The organism is Acinetobacter sp. YH01006 (assembly GCF_013420445.1).
In the GTDB taxonomy this organism is placed as follows: Bacteria; Pseudomonadota; Gammaproteobacteria; order Pseudomonadales; family Moraxellaceae; genus Acinetobacter; species Acinetobacter pseudolwoffii.
This window is the reverse complement of record NZ_VOYB01000060.1, coordinates 1-3,060: the sequence shown is the minus strand read 5'-3', so window position 1 is coordinate 3,060 and position 3,060 is coordinate 1. Positions and strand designations below refer to the sequence as shown.

Annotated in this window: 3 protein-coding genes and 1 pseudogene; 1 reads left to right on the top strand and 3 read right to left on the bottom strand. The window is 38.3% G+C overall.

What is annotated here, in order from left to right:
• Positions 1-276: 276 nt before the first annotated feature.
• Together FTT73_RS15940 and FTT73_RS15935 are read right to left on the bottom strand one after the other, a co-directional pair.
• Positions 277-960, bottom strand: coding sequence for a metallophosphoesterase (locus tag FTT73_RS15940; RefSeq protein ID WP_101235089.1), 684 nt, complete (start codon positions 958-960; stop codon positions 277-279).
• A 172-nt stretch (positions 961-1,132) separates the two neighbouring features.
• Positions 1,133-1,477 carry a helix-turn-helix transcriptional regulator gene (locus FTT73_RS15935; protein WP_005102094.1) on the bottom strand — a complete coding sequence of 115 codons (345 nt, stop codon included), beginning with the start codon at positions 1,475-1,477 and terminating at the stop codon, positions 1,133-1,135.
• A gap of 563 nt (positions 1,478-2,040) precedes the next feature.
• Between FTT73_RS15935 and FTT73_RS15930 the strand changes: the two genes are divergently transcribed.
• Positions 2,041-2,391 (top strand): hypothetical protein, encoded by a 351-nt coding sequence (locus tag FTT73_RS15930; RefSeq protein WP_004282055.1) that lies wholly within the window; start codon positions 2,041-2,043, stop codon positions 2,389-2,391.
• Between the two features lie 187 nt (positions 2,392-2,578).
• Here FTT73_RS15930 and FTT73_RS15925 read toward each other — a convergent pair.
• Positions 2,579-2,932 (bottom strand): annotated as a pseudogene (locus FTT73_RS15925) (IS6-like element IS1008 family transposase); the annotation flags it as partial.
• Between the last annotated feature and the right edge of the window lie 128 nt (positions 2,933-3,060).

Genomic DNA, 3,060 nt, shown 5'->3' with positions numbered 1-3,060 from the left:
GAAATTCATGCACGTGTAGCAGTCCTCAACAGATTTACGGAATTAGGTCGACCACTTACCCAAGTTACGCCTTAAATTTGGCTCAATTAGGGGCGCTTTGCATTTCAAATCTTTGTGCAACAAAGCCGTTTTTAATAGAAAAACCTTAATTTTTTTAAAATTGAGACTTATAGGTGTAGAGATTCACCCCCCTTAGTTACAGCTGAGAGTGGTGGCAGTCCAAATCTAACTAAAAGGTGTCTATAAAATCAGTAGCTATTCAGTCTTGCAAAATATTCACTTAATTTTTGTTATACAAAGCTTTTGAGTAAAGGATGAACCCACATCAATGTAATAGCAATTATCTAACCGGGTCATTTCCTTGACGATCGTATGTCCCAAATAGATAGCATCTATGTTCTCTACAACATCATAATTATCTGAATAGTTCTTTACTCTTCCACGCCCCCATAGTGCATTTGTGTAAGCTGAAACCATTCCTGAAATCCTGTAATCACCTTGCATGATATCTGCTTTAAAAGCGCCCCATTCATGAATATCAATATCTGCATGAACTACTCCTATTCGTTTATCTAGAAGTTCAAGCTCGATAACGATTGGTAAATCTTCAAAGCTTTTGATAATTTTATGCTGCTGATGTGATGACAACTGATAGAACCACTCACCACCATTTCTTTCATGTAAATGTCTAAGCTTTGAATCAAATAGACTTTTAATACACATTTCTTCGTGATTGCCACGAACGGTTCGAAACCATGGTTTTTTAATCAATGAAAAACATTCTAAATTTTCTTTGCCTTTATCAACCAGGTCACCCGTGCATATCAACAAATCTTTATCAAAGTCAAAATCGATAGCGTTGAGATGGCTCATCAGCAAGTGATAAGAACCATGCAAGTCGCCTACTACGAAGATCGATTTGAAAGATGATCCATCTATAATCTGGATATGATTTGTCATGAGGGAGCATCATCCTACTGATTAATAGCATTATGCATGAATAATATTTTAACTAACCACAGACCTTCAACCAACCTTGATCGCAAAAATAGCCCCAGACGAATTTTTACTTTTGGTCAGCCCATTCAGACATGATCTCAATACTAAATAAGTCCCGTATCAGAAATGTGTGTCACCAATCTGACTTTGGTTTTGCCAGTTGCAGTACAGGTGGCTTGTTATTACCTGATGCTCTTTTGCGAACTTTGCCTTTTAGTTTAAGCAACTGTATAGGTGAAAATGACTCTTCAGGTATTAAAACATTGAAATTATTAATCATGTTTAATGCAGCTAGAATTGCAATTAAATCCGAGAGTTTCGCATTACCTTTCTCAGCATTTAACACCGTTCTTCGACTGATCCATGCTTTACTCGCAACTTCAGCTTGTGTCATATCTCGATTTAATCGAATGCGTTTTAAGCGCTCTCCCAACACTGATGCAATATATACTGGACTGTCATTTTCAGAATACATCATTATTCATCACTCACATTTAGATATTTTATGACCTTATGGCATAGAAAAATCTAGTCAATCCTAAAGTCGTTAAGTCCTAATATTGCACATATCCTGTTTTAATTGCCAGTTATGTGCAAATATCTGTACCTAATACCATATAGATTCTTTCTGATACACACTGAGAATGAGGAGCATGCCATTTTTATCTTCTCCATTGGCTCATACTGAACCTCTCTTTTTTATAATAAAATAAATTGAGCTCCTGACATTCTTTGATTATTTATTTTTCAGTTTTTATAAGAACTACTGATCAGGACCTTGACGCACTGCTCTTTACTGGATAACCTTATTTCAACACAGCAAAATCTGTGCTCAGGTGTGAGAACCTGATAAAATCTAGGTGCAATTAAATGTCGCACTTGCGGCTATTTTTTTGCCTACTGTTAAGCAGTTCTTATGGTAGCTTAGCAGGGCAGCTTCGTGCTGGCTGATCCTAGATTCAGTATTCTCACCCCTGTTAAGTTGCCTCCATTACCGTGAGAAGTGATGGAGATAATTAAACTCTTATCTAGGAAACTGCTATGCGTACTAAATTCAATGATGCAAACCCATGCATGCCAAAAAACCTCGCTAAACAGCTGATTATCGAAGGTGCTAAAGTTCTGAACCATCAACAGCGCCAAGCCTTGCTCGATATTTTCATGGCTTTAGATCAGGCGGAAAAAACAGCTGAAAAGATACTTCAGCAACATGCTGTAGCTCAACAGAGCACCTACAACTTTTCTCAAGTTCACGAATGCCAAGATGAAGACAATCAGGAATATTGGTCAGGTCATTACCATGATTCTTACAGTCAAGAATATCCAGAAGATTGGGTAAAACGGACTCAGTCCACCCCACGTCGTCATAAGTTCCCTAAGACTGTTTACTGATCGGCGGGGGTGTCTCTTTAAAAGTAGGCATCATAATCCGAGCTACTCGACCGAGTTGGCTCGGATTCTCTTGGTGAAAGTACTGCATCATTTTGATGATCTAGATGTGAATCTTCGGATAACTCGGTTAGCCTTGGCACTGTTGCAAATAGTGATTTGAGTCGATGATGTTCCCTTTAAAAAGTGCTTAGAGACCGAAAACCCTGTTGATTAGACACACTTCACCCTGAGGCTGACCATAATAAAATGACGATGCTTGTCCTTTACGTAGTGCACGCATGACTTCAATACCTTTAATTGTGGCATAAGCAGTCTTCATAGATTTGAATCCTAATGTGGCCCTGATGATTCGCTTTAACTTACCATGATCACATTCAATGACATTATTTTTATACTTAATCTGCCTGTGCTCAATATCTACTGGACATTTTCCTTCTCGCTTTAATCGTGATAAAGCATGGCCATAGGTCGCTGCTTTATCTGTATTGATGACCCGTGGAATTTGCCATTTTTTCACCGTATTGAAGATCTTTCCTAGAAAACGGCTTTGTTGCACAAACCTATCTGTAAAGGCTTTTTCAGCGATATAATTTTCAAATGAAGAAGCCTACACACAAAATCTACCGCACAACCAATTGGCCCGCATATAACCGAGCACTCATGAGTCGC